Source organism: Salipiger sp. PrR007 (genome assembly GCF_010499845.1).
In the GTDB taxonomy this organism is placed as follows: Bacteria; Pseudomonadota; Alphaproteobacteria; order Rhodobacterales; family Rhodobacteraceae; genus Salipiger; species Salipiger pacificus_A.
Window position 1 is genome coordinate 1 of record NZ_JAAGOZ010000040.1, and the last position, 14835, is coordinate 14835.

General features: G+C 60.2%; 16 protein-coding genes. 3 read left to right on the forward strand and 13 right to left on the reverse strand.

Annotated elements, in window-relative coordinates; translation table 11 throughout:
- Window positions 1–132: 132 nt before the first annotated feature.
- Window positions 133–1644, forward strand: coding sequence for a hypothetical protein (locus G0Q01_RS17845; protein ID WP_235940238.1), 1512 nt, complete (start codon window positions 133–135; stop codon window positions 1642–1644).
- 430 nt (window positions 1645–2074) lie between these two features.
- Here G0Q01_RS17845 and G0Q01_RS17850 read toward each other — a convergent pair whose 3' ends face one another.
- The gene (locus G0Q01_RS17850; protein ID WP_007803217.1) at window positions 2075–3007 is read right to left on the reverse strand and encodes an IS5-like element ISRhba5 family transposase; all 933 of its coding nucleotides are present in this window, start codon (window positions 3005–3007) and stop codon (window positions 2075–2077) included.
- 109 nt (window positions 3008–3116) lie between these two features.
- On the opposite strand from G0Q01_RS17850, the gene G0Q01_RS17855 reads away from it, so the two are divergent.
- Window positions 3117–3437: a hypothetical protein gene (locus G0Q01_RS17855; protein WP_275634938.1), complete on the forward strand. Its 321-nt coding sequence runs from the start codon at window positions 3117–3119 to the stop codon at window positions 3435–3437.
- A 237-nt stretch (window positions 3438–3674) separates the two neighbouring features.
- Window positions 3675–4517 carry a hypothetical protein gene (locus G0Q01_RS17860; RefSeq protein WP_018065890.1) on the forward strand — a complete coding sequence of 281 codons (843 nt, stop codon included), beginning with the start codon at window positions 3675–3677 and terminating at the stop codon, window positions 4515–4517.
- 58 nt (window positions 4518–4575) lie between these two features.
- On the opposite strand, the gene G0Q01_RS17865 is transcribed toward G0Q01_RS17860, so the two are convergent.
- The 12 genes from G0Q01_RS17865 to G0Q01_RS17915 all read right to left on the reverse strand — a co-directional run bounded on the left by G0Q01_RS17865 (window position 4576) and on the right by G0Q01_RS17915 (window position 14805).
- Window positions 4576–5016: a PIN domain-containing protein gene (locus G0Q01_RS17865; RefSeq protein ID WP_370526765.1), complete on the reverse strand. Its 441-nt coding sequence runs from the start codon at window positions 5014–5016 to the stop codon at window positions 4576–4578.
- Window positions 5017–5077: 61 nt separating this feature from the next.
- Entirely contained in the window at window positions 5078–5869 is a 792-nt protein-coding gene (locus G0Q01_RS17870) for a TniQ family protein (RefSeq protein ID WP_164213685.1), read from the reverse strand.
- Window positions 5866–6747: a TniB family NTP-binding protein gene (locus tag G0Q01_RS17875; RefSeq protein WP_043872357.1), complete on the reverse strand. Its 882-nt coding sequence runs from the start codon at window positions 6745–6747 to the stop codon at window positions 5866–5868. The genes G0Q01_RS17870 and G0Q01_RS17875 overlap by 4 nt, the downstream gene beginning before the upstream one ends.
- A gap of 1 nt (window position 6748) precedes the next feature.
- A complete protein-coding gene (locus G0Q01_RS17880; protein WP_164213686.1) occupies window positions 6749–8383 on the reverse strand; it encodes a Mu transposase C-terminal domain-containing protein in 1635 nt (544 codons plus the stop codon).
- A 257-nt stretch (window positions 8384–8640) separates the two neighbouring features.
- Window positions 8641–9153 carry a TlpA disulfide reductase family protein gene (locus G0Q01_RS17885; protein ID WP_043772509.1) on the reverse strand — a complete coding sequence of 171 codons (513 nt, stop codon included), beginning with the start codon at window positions 9151–9153 and terminating at the stop codon, window positions 8641–8643.
- Window positions 9150–9746, reverse strand: coding sequence for a DsbE family thiol:disulfide interchange protein (locus G0Q01_RS17890; protein WP_164213687.1), 597 nt, complete (start codon window positions 9744–9746; stop codon window positions 9150–9152). Before G0Q01_RS17890 ends, G0Q01_RS17885 begins: the two co-directional genes overlap by 4 nt.
- Window positions 9743–10120 carry a cytochrome c gene (locus G0Q01_RS17895; protein ID WP_370526766.1) on the reverse strand — a complete coding sequence of 126 codons (378 nt, stop codon included), beginning with the start codon at window positions 10118–10120 and terminating at the stop codon, window positions 9743–9745. Before G0Q01_RS17895 ends, G0Q01_RS17890 begins: the two co-directional genes overlap by 4 nt.
- Before the next feature lie 202 nt (window positions 10121–10322).
- Window positions 10323–10457 carry a hypothetical protein gene (locus G0Q01_RS27125; protein WP_009503829.1) on the reverse strand — a complete coding sequence of 45 codons (135 nt, stop codon included), beginning with the start codon at window positions 10455–10457 and terminating at the stop codon, window positions 10323–10325.
- Window positions 10458–10523: 66 nt separating this feature from the next.
- On the reverse strand, window positions 10524–10991 hold the full coding sequence (locus tag G0Q01_RS17900; protein ID WP_203595078.1) for a DUF411 domain-containing protein: 468 nt from the start codon (window positions 10989–10991) through the stop codon (window positions 10524–10526).
- 25 nt (window positions 10992–11016) lie between these two features.
- Entirely contained in the window at window positions 11017–12456 is a 1440-nt protein-coding gene (locus G0Q01_RS17905) for a multicopper oxidase family protein (protein WP_084615416.1), read from the reverse strand.
- 647 nt (window positions 12457–13103) lie between these two features.
- A complete protein-coding gene (locus tag G0Q01_RS17910) occupies window positions 13104–14060 on the reverse strand; it encodes a cation diffusion facilitator family transporter (protein WP_043772516.1) in 957 nt (318 codons plus the stop codon).
- Window positions 14050–14805, reverse strand: coding sequence for a transglutaminase family protein (locus G0Q01_RS17915; RefSeq protein WP_084615419.1), 756 nt, complete (start codon window positions 14803–14805; stop codon window positions 14050–14052). The genes G0Q01_RS17910 and G0Q01_RS17915 overlap by 11 nt, the downstream gene beginning before the upstream one ends.
- Between the last annotated feature and the right edge of the window lie 30 nt (window positions 14806–14835).

The window sequence follows — 14835 nt, forward strand, 5'->3', positions numbered from 1 at the left end:
GTCCTGAACGGCTACACCGCGCTCGGAATACCCGTCACGGAAGCTGTGGGATAAGTCCGTCCGGGGAAAGGGGAACCTCGGCCTTAAGCCGATTTGTGCATCAGAGCCCTTGACACTAATAATTAGCTATCTATGTTTTTTCCCGGCGATGGTTCCCCGGAAGAGGAGCCGGATTTCATCGCTGCATCAAACTGGAGGAAATTCATGTCACGGACAGCCAATTTGGCCGGCCCGCGTTCGCGGACCGGAATGGTGGTGCTTTGCCTCGCTCTGACCGCGGGCTTCGCCCCGCTCGCGTCGGCGCAGGAGCAGCCCGCCTTCAACGAACATGCGGGAACCCTGCCGGACGGGACGGCATGGCTGATCCGCGTGCCCGAGAACTGGAATGGTCGACTACTCAGGGATCTGGATTTCGCCAGCAACGTTTCGGTCGCGTCAGCGGTCCAGCGGTATGACGACCTGCTCGGTCGTGGCTATGCCTTCGCCGGGCTCGCCCGGCACCCGCTGCGCCTGTGGCAATACGATCCGCAGCGTGAAATCCTGAATCTACAAGCTGTTCAGGACATTTTCACGGACCTGGAGCGCGCTCCTGACATGGTGCTGCAATACGGCTGTTCTGGCGGAGGGCTCGACAGCCTCGCTTCGGCCGAGGATTACCCGGACAGGATCGACGGTGCCGCCGTGCTTGCCGCCCATACGCCGGTCTGGATCATGAGCAGTTTCCTGGATGGCTGGTTCGCCATGCAGACCCTGCTGGGCGAAAGCTATGAGGCCGCTGGGCACGGTCCGGCCAGCGATCTCGCCATCGTCGGCCTGCCCAATGCCGGAGCGGGTGGCGAGCGCAGCCTTGACGCGATCCGTGCGTCCTGGATGGCCGCCATCGAAACGGCGGGCGAAAGCCCGGAGGGCCGCGCGCGGCTGGCGCTTGCCTTCGCCATCGGACAGTGGTCGCCGTGGATGGTCGAGGGGACCGAACTACCCGACACCGCGGATGCCGGCGCCATGGCCGACATGATCGTGGCCTCGGCGCTGCGCATCGGCGGTAATGTTGGCGGGTCCTCGCGGCTTCTGTTCGAAAACGCCGCATCGGGGCAGCAACTTTCCGGGAACGAGGGGGTCGACTATGCCGCCTTCTACCAGAATGCCGCACCCGCGATGGCGCGGACGGTTGAGGCGCTCTACGAACAGGCCGGTTTGGACCTTCAGGCCGACATTGCCAGGATCGACGCCGCCCCCCGCATCGCGGCCTCGGATTATGCGCGCGATTTCTGGGCCGCAGACGGGCGCACGACGACCGGCGATCTGCAGGTTCCGGCGATCCGCATCCACATGCTGGGCGACTGGGCCATTCCCTACACGCTGATGGAAGGCTACGGCGCGCTGGTGCAGGAGCAGGGTACCGGCGATCTGTATCGGCAGTCGCTGGTCCAGGGCACGGGCCATTGCGAGTTCACGGCTGCCGAAAGCACGGCCATCGTCGAGACCCTGGTCGAACGGATCGAAACGGGCGCCTGGCCCGAGACATCGCCCGAGGCGCTGAACGCCGCAGCCGAGGCGCTGGAAACCGGGAGCGCCCCCCGGTTCATCGAACACGGTGATTGGCGCGTGGCAGCCTATAACCGGCCCTGGGTTCCGGCAGAATGAGCCGATGGGGAACTGGCGCTGCGCCGGTTCCCCCACAGGTCCGGTGGCGCAAGTCATTGGTGGACCGTCGCCAACGCGCAGTGGGCATCTCTGGCGAGGGCAAGTGTTCCCATGTCTGGACGACCCCTGCTGCGCAAGCTGGGAATTGACGCGCCTATGCCGAAAGCAGTCATGTCTACGGCCTTTGTGGTGCGGTCTAGCCGCTGGCCCAGATGAAGTCCGCGGATCGGGTCCCAATCAAAATTGCGCGCTTTCTGCGCCTTGACCCCCTGGGGTGTCCCGATCCCCGGTTCGACCGGTTTGTCATCTCTTCTCAGCTTCACGCATTCCGTCAGCGGTTCCGCGCTCAGGAGACAGGGGCCGCGTAGATCTCGTTGGCGTTGTTGCAGAAAGTCGGCCTGAGTTGTGAGTGCCCCTTTCCCATTCAGTTTCATGCCACGCGGACGACGTGGGCGGTGCCGAGCGCGTTGAAGCGATTGACAAGGGCGACCCGGATGTGGATTTCGGCGGTTTGGCGATCTGGATCCCGCGCGGCGATGCGCTCACCGAAGGCCTTCAGGCATCGCATCTTGGCCTCCACTCGGCTACGGGCGTGGTATCCGGTCCACCGCTTCCAGAATGCCCGACCGTAGTGACGCGTGGCGCGCAGGGTTTCGTTGCGCGCCTTGGCAGCCGGGCAGTCCTCTTTCCAAGCTCGACCGTTCCTTCGGGTCGGTATGATTGCCGTGCCACCGCGTGCGATGACGGCGCCGTGGCAGCGGCGGGTATCGTAGGCACCATCCGCGGTCACGGTGCCGATGTCCTCGTCCTCGGGGATCTGGCCCAACAGGTCCGGCAGGACTGGGCTGTCGCCTTCCCGGCTAGGGGTGAACTCGACGGCCCGGATATCCGAGGTGGCGATATCCATCGCCAGATGCACCTTGCGCCATTGGCGGCGGCCCTGAACGCCATGCTTGCGGGCCTGCCATTCGCCGTCGCCAAGAAACTTGATGCCGGTGCTGTCCACCAGAAGATTCAGCGGCCCTTCGGCACGGCGATAGGGGATCTGCACCTTGAGGGTCTTCTGTCTGCGGCACAGCGTCGAGTAGTCCGGAACGGGCCAGTCTAGCCCTGCCAGGCGCAGGAGGCTCGCGACCATTCCGGCTGTCTGCCTGAGCGGTAGCTTGAACAGAACCTTGAGCGACAGGCAAAACTGGATCGCGGCATTCGAAAAGACCGGCGGGCGCCCTGGGCGTCCCTCATGCGGCGCGTGCCAGGTCATCTCCTTGTCCAGCCAGATCAGCAGCGATCCGCGCTTCCTGAGCGCATCGTTGTAGCTGGACCAGTTCGTCGTGCGGTAGCGGGCGGGCTTGGGCTTGCTCATGCAGATCGTCTAACCGCATGGATTCCCGATGTGAATCCTTCACCGACTGAGTTCTGCAACAACGCCCGTCCGGCCTGAGATCAGCCTCCCGGATGCGACAGGTCCGTTCGTGTTGGCGCAGGCCGATGAACGCGCCGATATCGACATCTCTGGCAGCGCCTTCGACTTCGTTCGGAGCATCCGCGTCTACCATGTCCAGTTCAGCCAACATCAGGATCGTGACGGTGATTGCATCCGCTACGACTCGACTAGGCTCGGCTCCTACGGTGTGCAGGGCGATTATCGCTGGCAGAGATCGAGCGTGGGAGCTGTTCCACCTGCCTCGCTTCTGCCCCGTCCCGAGCACTGTGGTTGGGTGAGTTATCGCTCGGTCTTCGTCGATTGGCGCGACCATGAAGGAAACTACGGCTTCGAAGAGGTTCGATACTGAACCCCATGCGGGCCAGCGTAGCACTGGCCCGCTCCGATCAACTTGCACCGGAGGCAGTGCATCACCCCAAAAAAGGGAAACGACGCCAGACCGAGAAGCCTGACGCCGCGCTAGAAAAAAACCCCTGAACACGGTCTTTTTAGCGCAGTGTCCGAACCCCTGCAACCAGCAAAGTGTTTTTGCTGGCAAGAATGTTGTTTGCTCTCGACATGGCATCGTCTCTTAGGAGATACGACCATGGAACCAACGACCGGCCTGATCCTCAGGCGAATCACGCAGACAGACCTCTCCGTTTCGGCGCACAAGCTGGCCACGCTCATCCTCGACGGAATTGCGTGGAAGGATGGGTATAACGGCCTGCCCCGCGGCACGGCTGCCTTCACCCTGTCCTCTCTGGCGGCGAAGATGGGCGTCTCGCGCCAGTACCTGAGCGTTCTGCTGAGTGAGCTTGAAACTTCTGAACTGAAGCTTGAGCGCGAGAAATCGAACGGCAAGTTCGCCCCCTGGCTTTTCCGCTTCGCGGCCTTTGACGACGGCGAACAGACCCACGATCTCGTGTCAGGCGGAGGCGACACATCACTATCTAGAGAAGAATCTAACAAAACTATATTCACAGGACAGATCAACATTGACGGTTGCTCGAACGTGTTCCGAACATGCTGGGCCGAGCTGATCAAGGCCGCGAAGAGCGCCCTACCCTGCTGGAACGTCGATACGCAAGTGATCTGGGAACGCTTCCTTGCCTTCAACCGGGCCCGTGGGAACAGCAAGGTTCCGGCCGGTTTCCTGCTCGGCTTCATGCGCCGGTGGCGCACCTCGCTTGGAGAAGCGACGCGCCCACCGGCTCTCCCCGCACCACAGCCGGTTCAAGAGCCACGAGAGCGCGAGCTGCACGAACAGATCAAGGCTGCGCCAAGCTCGAACCGCCAGTTTCACGCGTCAGACCTGTGTCGCGTCATAGGGCAAGCGGCGTACGATGCGCGCATTGTCGCCGTGATCCGGCAGTTCGGTTGCCCGAGGTTCACTGCTACGCTTGCAGTCCACGGGCGTGCAGTCCTGGCGGGCGAAATCTCGCGGTGATGATGGATCGGGTGCCACAACTCTGGCCAGAACGTATTCAGTCAGGGCAGTTCTGGGATCAAAGCAGGTCGGCGAATTGCTCCAGGTCGGCAACCGTGGCGACCAACCCCTGCTGTGTCAGGATCGCGAGATACTCGTCGACGCTTTTGAGCGGATTCTTGAGGCGCGCGCGAACTTTCCGCAGCGCGGAACAGACCAGACCGGGCGCGAGAGACAGTTGGTTCCGGAAAAAGTCGTCAGGGTGTTGGGTCTCGATGCCAAAGGGCGCAAGTGCCGCTGGTGGGAAGTCCTTCAGGTTCTGCGTGACGATCGCGTCACAGCGCCCAACGATTGCCGCCGCCAGAACGTGCCGATCGTCAGGGTCCGGCAGTGTTAGGGCCGGCACCAATGCCTCGTAGCCGGTGACCAGACAGTCGCGTGTGGCCCTGTCCATCAAGTCGCGAGTTCGTTCCAGCGCGGCGCGCTCCCGATGAGGTTCATTGCGCAGAAGCGCATCAATCCACTCCTGTCGCGTTGCCCTTTAATCTGAGACGGGGCGCGTTTGGCGAAAATTTTTGCCCTTAATTGTGAGATGCGGCTGTCATGGGGCCTTTGCTTCTCGCGCGCCTTTGCGCGATGTGATCAACCGCAGCAAGCAGGCGCTGTTCCTTCTCGAAGGCGCGCAAGAGAGCAACCCTTGCATAGTCGTCGATGCTTTTGCTGACGATGGCTGCCTTAGCCAAGGGATGGGATCGAGCGGCGGCGATTGCGGCGAGGCAGAACAGCCTAACTTCCGATCTGGGGTTCTGGACAGCGAACGACGGATCCCCGCGGAAGGTTTTGAGTGACATGGCAAAGGTGACTGCGCGCATTGCGCGCCGAAGTTGCTTGGGGCCGCGCGATCGCGCGGCGCACTCAAGCATCCCTGCCCCGCGGCGCGCTCGGTATATCAGTTTTCCGGATATTTGTTCCTCACCGGGTTTGCCAAGGGTCTGCACAAGTCTCGTCCCGCAGAATTGGCAGTCAAATGCCCAGGCCCGCCTCCAATGCCTGAGCGAAAGGCCCTCTCGGGAGCATTGCATGCAATGCTGGAATGGTATCTGAGCCGTCAGCGAAGCTTCTCGTGCTGTCATCGCCGGAAAGGCCAAAGATCGCACGACATCTGGGTCGACACGTGCGGCATTGGCAATCTTCTCTGCCGTAGCCGCGTCGATGCTGAAGTCCAAGGCAGTGCCATGCACGTAATCGATTTGTATATGAGCCAGCAGTTCCGTGTCATCACAGTAGTTGGTCGCAGCCAGCCGAGATAGCCAACCTGACAACAGCTCGTCTGGCAGCGGCGTGACAGTTTTCGGCAGCGGGCGCGGCTTCACACCCCGGACTTTTCCAGCCGCCGATGGGAGTTTGCATGGCGCGACCAAACCGGTGTCCATTTCGCGATCGCGTCATCAGTGATGCATTCCTCACCTGTGCCAATGGCGTCTATGGAAAGATCCTTGATCAGGGCGAAGATGCGCGAGGTCACCCCACCGGTCAGCGCAAGTATCTGCTTGAGCGACTTGACCTTCAGATTGGATTTCTTCTCGAGAGGCATTGCCGCGATGAGTGTCTGGATCATGTCCGAGAACTCGGCATCGTCGCGCCAGTTTGGCAGGTGATGTTCGTCCAGCCGCCTGGCAAGCTGGATATCACCACGGATGGCATCGACGGCCTCGCTGACCCCGAGGCAGACCAGCGATACTTCGAGTTCATTGCTGAGATACCGCAGAACATTGAGAAAGCGGCGCTGTTCGCGGTGGGTCCCGGCCAAGAGGTTGTGAACCTCGTCGATCATGATCATCCGAAGGCCAAGGTCGCGTAGGAGCGCGATGACGCGGACTTCGAGGGAAGCCACATTTTGAGCGCGGGCGCTCAGTGCCGTCGCCGGGGCGCCGACGGCGGCCAGGATGTGCAGGTAGAACCGCCGTTCGTCAGGCGCAGGCGGCGCTTGCAGAAGCAGCAGCGGTGTGCGGGTAATGCCTGACGCAGGATCGTAGTCTGGTGCGTACTTGCGCGACAGGTTTCGGGCGATCATCGTCTTCCCGATCCCGGAGGCACCATGCACAAGAAGCCCAGGCATACGGGTTTGCCGTGGCGCTTCGATCATACCCTGCAAGCGGTCCAACACCTGTTCGGCCCGTGGAAAGCCGATCCAGATGTCTGATTGAATGAGGGCGATCCGACCGTCTTCTTCAGTTGTCCCTGCCCTCAATTCACCATCTCTCCACCTTGAACAATGGGCGCGATGTATCACCCGTGTCGATCGGGCGCAGCCCTTCGGTTGACGAAACGGCCGAGTTGGCGCCCTGCAATGCCCCTTTTCGTTCACGGGTTCTGCGTTCGGCCTTCGTCAGGCCCCGGCTTTCAGCCTCGATCTGGCGTTGCTGTCGGATCAGCTCAGCCAGAACCAGCTCATTGGACCCGGACTTGCCAAGGGCCCGAGCCTTCCTCATGGCTTCGCGATATTCCCAGAGGGACGCTGGCGGAATTTCCAGGTTTCTGTAACGCGCCTCAACAAATCGGCCATCGTCTAATTCAACCCAGATCATTGAGATATCGCGAGGATCGTAGCGGACGACCACCTTTCCATCCCCGCGCCCAATGTGACCTGCCAGGGCATCGGACCAGTACCGTATCTGGAACAGATGGATACCGTCCCGCCTGACCTTGCGCAGTTCGCTCGGCAGGAAGCTCACCTGAAAGGCGTCCATCTCGAAGGGGATGTCGCCCGTCATTTGCTCTGAGAGCGCCTCCCATTTGGCAACGGGCGTGCAGCCAAGACTTGAATGTATTCTGTTGTTGTAACGGCAGATTTCCAAAGCAAACCAACGATCGAATTCGCTCAACGTCATCGTGGCCATGCCTTCGGCATCATAGTCGCCCTTGGTCGCGATCGAGGATTGCGTTGTTCCCGGCAACAGGTGGACGGCCCCCATCATCGTCCCGATCAACCGTTCGATGTGACCTCCGAAGTGAGGACTTCCCGGCGGCCGATAGACCAGATCGATCCCCCATTCCGCGCATGCCGAACGAAAGGCCCGCGACCGGAAATCGCGGCCATTGTCGACGTGCAGGCTGAGCGGTTTGCCCTGTGCGGGCCAAGGAATATTGCACGCCAATTCCGCCAGAAGTTCCGCCTTGGGGGCCACCGCCTGTGTCAGGCAAAGCGCTACTGACAATCGCGAAGGCGCCTCGAGAGAAGTGTAGTATCCGGTTACCATCCGCGTTGCGATGTCGATCGCCAGAGTGACCCAAGGCCGCCCAATTGGTTGGCGTTCAAAGCTATCGACAAGAATGATGTCCGCCGGCGTATGATCAATTTGGACGATCTCCAGTGGCACACAGGCCTTGTTCCTACCTATGACCGGCGCAAATTTTTGGCGGGCCGCTTTTGCGCCCTCTCGTGCCTTCGCAACTTCGCGGGCATCCATCGCATCCAGACGACGCTGAACCGTCCGCCGTGTCGGCGCCTGCAAGCCCTGTTGCCAGCACGCGCTACGGATTTCTGTCACGACGCGCGACAGGCTCGAACGCTCCCGGCGCAAGAAATAACGGCGCAGATGTTCTTCGATCACCGCTTCGACCTTGCTTGATATCAAGGCCGTACCGGCTGGCCGGCCCCGTTTCCGCGGAGCCAGGGCACTGGTGCGTCCACCTTCTTCGACCAGCCGTTTTATCCAGCGCCAGACCGTCGCCCTGCTGACACCAAGCTCCCAAACGGCGTCATTGACGCCACTTTCCAGGCTGTCAGTTCCTTTAAGATATGCTTGGACAAGCGGGCGCAGCACGGCGGCCCTGCGCGAATCTTCCGCACCAACAGCAACGGAGTCTTCGCCATCATCATCCATCGAAAATTGCCGCACATGTCTGTGAACCCTGTCGCAGGTTTAAGGGTAAAAATATCGGAATAAAAGGCAAAATCTCATATTTAAGGGCAAAGCACAGCCGTTGATTTCGTTGGATTTCTCATCTCACAATTAAGGGCTACGCGACAGCAATGTTGGAAGGTGATATTTCGGTCATCCGGAAAGTCCTTTCGATGATTAAAAGCTAGTCATTCCAGTAACTGGAAGGTCAAGGGTGAGCAGTGGACTTTTGCTGGGATTCATTCAATAAAGCTTCGCAAAAAGGACACCATCTCGGGATCATCCCATTCGGCCGGGCCGACCAGTCGCCCGAGCTCCCGCCCCTGCGCGTCGATCAGGATCGTCGTCGGCAGGCCAACGGTGCGCAGCGCGGTCATCGAAAGCATGGTCTGGTCGACATACATATTGAGATTGGTGACACCGATCTCGTCGTAGAAACGCCGAACGATTTGTGATCCGGCCCGGTCGATGGAAAGGGCAACCACTTCGAAGTCGTCGCCGCCAAGTTCCGCCTGAAGCGCATCGAGCGTCGGCATCTCTTCGCGGCAGGGGACGCACCAGGTTGCCCAAACATTCACGAGGATCACTTTGCCGCGAAAATCTTCCATGTCTCCGCGGCTGCCGTCATCTTTCTCGTAGCGCACATTGGCGACAGGCTGCGGGGTGTCGTGAAGTGCAAACCCTTGCGGTGTCGCGAAAGCCGCGCCGACGGACAGTGCCCAGGCGATCAGCGGCGGTTTCAGATTTTTCATGGCGTTTTCTCCTTGGCGGATTGGGTTTTGTGGTCACGGACGATCGGCAGCAGCGTTTCCTGCACGATTGCTCGTGTGATCGGACCAACATGGCGGTAGGCGATGGTGCCGTCGGGCGCGATGACGTAGGTTTCGGGCACGCCATAGACGCCCCATTCGATACCGGCGCGTCCGTTGATGTCGGCCCCGATGCGCGCGTAGGGATCACCCAACTCGTCGAGCCAGGCGCGCGCCTGATCGGGCGGGTCCTTGTAGTTGATTCCGTAGAGCGGCACCTCACCGGTTGCACTCAACTCCATGAACAACGGGTGTTCGGCACGGCAGGGCACACACCACGAGGCGAAGACGTTCACCAGTGACACGTGTCCGATCAGGTCCTGCGTCGAAAGACCTTCTTCTCGGCCGAGCACCGGGGGCAGCGCGAAGTCGGGCACGGGTTTGCCGAGAAGTGCCGACGGCAAGTCGTCGCCACCCCTGAAAAGCCCCCAACCGAACAGGACCATGAGGGCAAAAGCTATCAGCGGAACCAGCACGAACCCGGAGATACTACGTCGCGACACAGGGTCGGCATTTCCCTCGACCTCTTCCGTCATGGCTGCGCCTGCTCATCGGCAAGGGATCGGCTTTCCTGCGACGCGCGGATCCGGTCGGGCCATGTGCTCTTGATGTAGTCAATGATCGCCGTGATCTCATCGTCTGTCAGCACATCCTCATATCCGGGCATGTCGCTTTCGTACCCGTTCCCGACAATCGCCGCCGGTCCGCGTTTCACGATGTCGAGCAATACGCGGTCGGGGTGATGCCAGGTATGGCCGGAGGCGTCGTGCGGCGGGGCAGGCAACCTGCCGTTCGGCAATCGTGTGCGCCAATCTGATTGCCCCTCCAGGTTTGCCCCATGGCAACTGGCACAATTCTCTTGATAAAGGCGCTCGCCCATGAGCACGTCGCTCTGCGCCGCTACGGGCAAAACCGTTGTGGCGAGCAGGACAGCCGAGAGCCTAATCGTGTTTTTCACTAAGTTTCCGCCTTCTTGTTACGAGCCACCTACAGAGGACGATGAGTGCCGCGAGCGACGACAGGACAAGCAGGACGCAAAGCGCCCAGACCAACCCCATCGACAACAGGCTGTCGCCGCTGCTGGCACCCTCAATCCGCATTCTGGCACATCTCTATTTTCCGCTGTCCGAGCGGATGTATTTGACCAAGGCGATCGCCGCGAGCACCAGCACACCCACGATCAGCAACCAGACGAGGCCCATCGCAATCATCATGCCGCCGCCCATCATTCCACCGTCCATCATCATGCATTCCATCCTTTGTTTTCCCTTGAAACCGGTCTGGCACGGGTTCGCACCAGACCGCGCGATTGATCATTCGACCGAATATACGGTCGGGCTCACACCTTCCTCGACGGTGTAAATCTTGAAGGGCTCCTGTTTCGCGCCGCCCATACCCGGCGACCCCAATGGCATGCCGGGAAGAGTCACACCGGCAATTTCCGGGCGCTCTTCCAGCAGCCTGTTGACGACATCAATCGGCACGTGGCCGCTGATGACGTAATCGTCCAAAAAGCCTGTGTGGCAGCCTTGGAAGTCATCCGGGATGCCCGCATCGCGGCTGATCTGCGCCAGATCGTGGGTCGGCTTCACCTCCACCGTGAAACCGTTCTCGCGCAGATAGTCCGCGTAACTCTCGCAACATCCGCATTGTGGGTTCTTGTAGAGCGTGACCTCCTGCGCCGCGGCAGGCGCGGCATTCAGGCTCATCGCAAGGACGGCGACGGCACCTGCCGTGCCGAGGCTGGCAAATCCAAGTATCTTCTTTATCGGTTCATTCATTTTCATGGTCCTAAGTGTGTGAGTTTCAGGTTTTGGTCGTGCCAGGTTCGACACGGATGACGCCCATCATGCCCGCCGCCTGGTGTTCCAGAATGTGGCAATGGAACATCCAGTCACCGGGATTGTCCGCGGCGAAGGCGATCTCGACCCGTTCTTCGGGTGCCATCAGGACGGTGTCCTGCCATTCGCGATACCGAGTCGGTTGTCCGTTGCGGGCGATCACACGGAACGAATGCCCGTGAAAATGGATCGGATGGTGCCAGGCGGTGCGATTATCCATCTCGAACACGTGCGACGTGCCCTGCGGCAGGACCAGCAAGGGGTCCATCATATGACCCGTCGCGGCTTCTCCGTTGATGAACCACATGTTGCCCTCGCGCATCTGGTCCATCATCGACCCCATACCGCTGCCCATCATCATCTGCCCCATCATTCCGCCGTTGAAGACGATCTGGTGCCGCGCGGCCGACGCCATGTCCGGTTCGGCCAGCGGGTTGGGCGGCAGGTCCATCGACCAATCCGGCACACTGTCCCGCAGCCTGTCAGGCCCGTAGACGAGGTCGACCAGACGGTATTCGAGGCCTTCGTAGAAGACATCGGTGACGGTGACGACTTCTCCGGGCTTGCCAGTCATGTCGATCACCAGATCAACACGCATGGCTGGTCCGATCACCACAATATCGCTGTCAGGGGCATGGGGAGTCACGGGTTGACCGTCCAAAGCGACCACAACCGGTGCAAGACCACCGAAATCCAGCCCGAATATCCGCGCGTTCGCCGCATTGACTAGCCGCAAGCGGATGCGCTCACCGGGCCGCACCGCGATGCGGTCGGGTATCTGGCCGTTGATGGTCACGGAATTACCAATACGACCGCCGTGCGTCGCGTCGTGGCGGTTGCCGAAGTCATCCGCAATTTGCCCGTCCCGGGTCATGCGCCAGTCGTCCAGCATCCAGGTCAGGTCACGATCCACGCGGATCGGGTCCGCCTCCTCGACGATCAGTGGCCCGTAAAGGCCGCGTCCGACCTGTTCCGAACTGCGCTGGTGCGGATGGTACCAGAACGTGCCCGCATCCAGCGCATCGAACTCGTAGAGAAAATCGCCATCAACCGGGATCGGGTCCTGCGTGAGGAACGGCACTCCGTCCATCGCATTGGGCGTGCGAATGCCATGCCAGTGGATTGTGGTCCCTTCATCCAACCCATTCTGAGCCAGAACCCGCACGCGGTCGCCCCGCCGGACCCTGATTTCAGGGCCGGGGACGGACCCGTTATAGCTCCAGACATTAGTCGGGCCGTATGGTGACGGGCGCAGGGCGGCCTGTCCGGATGCCGCGCGTAGGACGAATGGGTCCCCAGTTGGATCGGCCATTGCCATTCGTGCAGGTGACAGAGCGGATAGGGCTGTGAATGCGGCACCTGTGCGAAGCACGTGCCTTCGTGAAATCGGTCTGTGGAGAATCATCGCAACTGCCTTGATCTGAAAGGGTCGCACTCAGCCAGCTTCGACCAAGGCAACAATCAGGCCTCGCAGCAGGCGAGGCCGGTATCAGGTTCAAACAGGCAGTTTGGGAGGGAACGGATCAAGCGACGGATTTGCGCCGACTGGGATCAAAGGTTCGGCACCCCGGATGGCAGTACCAAAGGGCATCGCGAGCCGCTCTGACGGCATCTTGGCAAGGAGGCCAGCCGTACCGCTGGAGCCGCAAGGAACAGGACACCCACCTTCACAGGCAGTACCGTCAGCAAATCCAGCGGGATCGCAACCATTGCAGAGGCCATCGGCGCTTTCGGTGGGTTCCATCTGCGCCATAGCCGTGATTGACATACTGGCCGACGACATATCCGGCGCAGTCACTGCACCGAAGGTCAGCATGAGAATCAAAACAAGGCGAAAAACGCAGGTCATACAGTTGCTGCTACAACCTTCCAGCAAGGGGAGGTCAAGTGACATTCTGTAACTTGGACGTGATACCCCTGTAGTGTATCCGCCTCAGACCTTCGTTACTGCCCTTCGCAGCCAGTTGCTCATGCAAAGGTTCATCAGTCCACTTGACGTTGGTCGACGTCAACTTGCCGTCGCAAATGAGGAAATGATATCCTCATGCTCGGTTATCTTTTCTCGTGAGTATGAGTTTCCTCCCCATCTCTCGAATTACCGTGACCATAGAGATCGGCGTTCTGATGAGCGCGATCCTCGTGCTCGAATTCGAGGCTGGAATGGCTGATGCCGAATTCTCCCTTCAGCCGCTTCTTGATCGCGCTCTTGATCTCTTCAATCTTCGACCACCCCTCGGCTGCCACGACGACATGGCAGTCGAGCGCAGCCTCGTGCTCTTGCATTTGCCAGAGATGGACGTGGTGGACGTCGGCGACGCCTTCGACTTTCCGCATCGCTTCGACGACGGCCTCGTTGTCGATGTCCGGCGGGCTCCCGAGCATCAGGGTTCGGATTGGGCCGCCTATTTCAGTGAAAGACAGATACAGGATGTAGATGGCGATGCCGATGGTGATGGCAGGATCGACCCAACGCATGTCGTAAAGGATGATCAGCGACCCAGCGACGATAACCGCGACCGAAGCAAGCGCGTCCGACAGGTTATGCAGGAAAAGCGCGCGGATGTTCACGCTGCCCTTCTGCATCGAATAGGTCAGCATTGCGGTCAGCGTGTCGACCACAAGCGCAATTCCACCGAGAATGACGACGGTCCAACCCATGACTTCGGGTGGATCAATCATGCGCATGCCACCTTCGTAGATCAGGTAGAAGCCGATCAAAATCAGGGTGGTGTAGTTAACCAGGGCTGCGACGATTTCGACCCGACCATAGCCGAAGGTCATGCGCTCATCGGCTGGGCGGCGCGCGATCTTGCGTGCGGCGAAGGCAATGACAAGCGAGGCCATATCGGAAAAGTTGTGCAGCGCATCGGCGATCAGTGCCAGACTGCCCGAGAATATGCCCCCGACGACTTGCGCAACGGTAAGTAGCCCGTTTGCCCAGATGGCGATGGCAACCCGCCGATCGCCGGAATCCGGATCGAAATGCGCGTGCCCGTGGTCATGTGGCATTGGCAGGCTCCGCGTGCGCGTGTGTCGCGCGTCGGTCAGTCTTCAGGCGGCCGCTGCGGAAACCACGTACGCGCGCATTCATCCAGTGGCGAATTATATGACGGTAAAGGGCGCCACGCAGCCATCCAAAGGATTGCTCATGGGACAAATAGAAGGCGTCCGGCGTATCAAACACGCCGAAATCCTGCACGATGCCGGTTTTCTGAATGTAGGTATCTTCTCCGTTCCAGGCGACGGGAGGCGCGCCAAGGCAATCCGTGCCCGCGCCATAACCGCAGAGACTGTCCGTGTCCGAGAAAGACGTTTGCAGGACTTTGAGGAAAGCGTCATCCAGGATGAAGCCTTCAAGGTTGATCCAGGCACCTTGAAATTCGATCTCGACCCATGAGTGGAGAATTTCCTGCGGAGCAAGCGGATACACCAGCTCAGGGACAACACCGCGCTGCAAGCCTTTATGGATAGTAAACCCATGCAACCGGCAACGAATGCCAACACCACGCAGCAGCGCCATCAAGAGCGTGCCTTTGGTATTGCACTGCCCGTAGCCGTCGGAAAGCACTTCGGATGCGGGGATGTCGTCGGCTCGATTGTATCCGAACGCGATTTCATTCCGAACGAAATCATAGGCAGCTCCGATCCGATCGTATTCGGATAAGCCGCGCCAGCCGCGGGTCTCAATTAGATGCGCAAGAGGCGCGGCGTCAAAATCCAGTAGTTTGGTGGGTGCAAGTAGGGGGTCGGTCATCTGCAACGGAGTCGCTCCTCGAATCGTCTT

Excerpts from the sequence above, each read along its gene's own strand:
- G0Q01_RS17845 (WP_235940238.1), top strand. The coding sequence starts at position 133 with ATGTTTTTTCCCGGCGATGGTTCCCCGGAAGAGGAGCCGGATTTCATC.
- G0Q01_RS17850 (WP_007803217.1), bottom strand. The coding sequence starts at position 3,007 with ATGAGCAAGCCCAAGCCCGCCCGCTACCGCACGACGAACTGGTCCAGC.
- G0Q01_RS17860 (WP_018065890.1), top strand. The coding sequence starts at position 3,675 with ATGGAACCAACGACCGGCCTGATCCTCAGGCGAATCACGCAGACAGAC.
- G0Q01_RS17880 (WP_164213686.1), bottom strand. The coding sequence starts at position 8,383 with ATGGATGATGATGGCGAAGACTCCGTTGCTGTTGGTGCGGAAGATTCG.
- G0Q01_RS17885 (WP_043772509.1), bottom strand. The coding sequence starts at position 9,153 with ATGAAAAATCTGAAACCGCCGCTGATCGCCTGGGCACTGTCCGTCGGC.
- G0Q01_RS17890 (WP_164213687.1), bottom strand. The coding sequence starts at position 9,746 with ATGACGGAAGAGGTCGAGGGAAATGCCGACCCTGTGTCGCGACGTAGT.
- G0Q01_RS27125 (WP_009503829.1), bottom strand. The coding sequence starts at position 10,457 with ATGATGATGGACGGTGGAATGATGGGCGGCGGCATGATGATTGCGATG.
- G0Q01_RS17900 (WP_203595078.1), bottom strand. The coding sequence starts at position 10,991 with ATGAATGAACCGATAAAGAAGATACTTGGATTTGCCAGCCTCGGCACG.
- G0Q01_RS17905 (WP_084615416.1), bottom strand. The coding sequence starts at position 12,456 with ATGATTCTCCACAGACCGATTTCACGAAGGCACGTGCTTCGCACAGGT.
- G0Q01_RS17910 (WP_043772516.1), bottom strand. The coding sequence starts at position 14,060 with ATGCCACATGACCACGGGCACGCGCATTTCGATCCGGATTCCGGCGAT.
- G0Q01_RS17915 (WP_084615419.1), bottom strand. The coding sequence starts at position 14,805 with ATGACCGACCCCCTACTTGCACCCACCAAACTACTGGATTTTGACGCC.